Origin of the sequence: Lutibacter citreus, assembly GCF_003260195.1 — a bacterium.
Classification (GTDB): Bacteria; Bacteroidota; Bacteroidia; order Flavobacteriales; family Flavobacteriaceae; genus Lutibacter; species Lutibacter citreus.
In genome coordinates this window covers 1-1,317 of sequence record NZ_QEIH01000033.1, presented here as the reverse complement: position 1 = coordinate 1,317, position 1,317 = coordinate 1, and the positions used below count along the sequence as shown (strand labels likewise).

1 protein-coding gene is annotated in these 1,317 nt (G+C 33.2%); it reads right to left on the bottom strand.

The window, feature by feature from the left end; translation table 11 throughout:
- Positions 1 to 168: 168 nt before the first annotated feature.
- Positions 169 to 1,317: site-specific tyrosine recombinase/integron integrase (gene xerA, locus DAD81_RS20650; protein ID WP_317047340.1), on the bottom strand; the 1,149-nt coding region annotated here is incomplete at its 5' end.

The following is a 1,317-nucleotide window of genomic DNA, read 5'->3' as shown; positions in this document are numbered from 1 at the left end:
CCAACTCTCTTATATGTTCATATTATATGCGCTTATCCCCCTCAAATTAACCGTATAAGGTGAATATATGTTTTCTTTATACATCTCAAAAAATTCCTTTAGGGACAATAAATTCAAATGTAAAAAAGTTGATTTCAAATTTATATGATTATTATCACTTACCCTATTCTATTTACTACCAATTTTTAAGTAATCCTCATTATTGCCATTTACCATAAATTTCTTAACCGCCTCATCCAATGGGTTACTTATCCTATCCAAACTACTCGTGGAAACATGAGTGTAAATCATAGTAGTCTCAGGCTTGTTATGCCCCAACAGCGTTTGAATCAATCTTATATCCGTTCCTCCTTCAAGTAAATGTGTAGCATAGCTATGCCTTAGCGTATGTGGCGTCACTCTTTTATTTATTTGAGCCAATTGGCAAGATCTCTTCAAAAATGCTCTTACACTGCTTGCTGTGTACTTTCCATTTGGTTTGCCTTCAGCAAAATATACTACGGGTTTAAATGTTTGAACATAATTTTTAATCAATGGAGCTAGACTGTCTGCCATCTTCACATACCTATCTTTCCGTCCTTTGCTATTTTTTACAGCTATTTGATTTCGGTTGATATCAATATGCTTCAATTCTAGATTTATTAGTTCACCTACTCGTAATCCACAAGAATATAACAGAGCTAATATGGCTCTATGCTTTAGGTTCTTGGTGCATCTGAGTATTTCCAGCACCTCTTGCTGCGATAGCACCACTGGCAAATGCCTATCTTTTCTTGGCATAGTTAAATTCAGCTCTTCAATTCCGCTTTCTGGATAGAAAACTTTGAATAATTTTATAGCACTTACAAATTGCCTATGTGTGCTTATGCTATATCCTTTAGGTATGAATACATCTTCAATAAATAATTCAACATCTCTGTTGGTTGTATTTGTTATTGATTTCTTTTTAAGGTATTCTAAAAAATCACCTATAAAAATGGCATAGGTTTCAATGGTGCTGCGGCTATATCTCCTTCCTTCTAAATACTTGATAAAAGAATCCATTACCACTGAGTTTTCTTCGGACAATTTTCTATTAACTTTAATTCGCTTTATCGTTGGAGCTGTGTATAGGGAGTTATCATCTATAAGGATAACTATATCCTTAAATGTTTGCCTAATTAGATTCAAATTATTTTGATTGAATTCTCCGTGCCAGCATCTTATAGAAGAACTCCATTTAAACCCTTTTAGCCCTCTAATGATATTCAATAGTTCATCATTGTATTTAAAATACATTTGAATGGAATCAATATTTTTTACAACATCCCTTTTCAG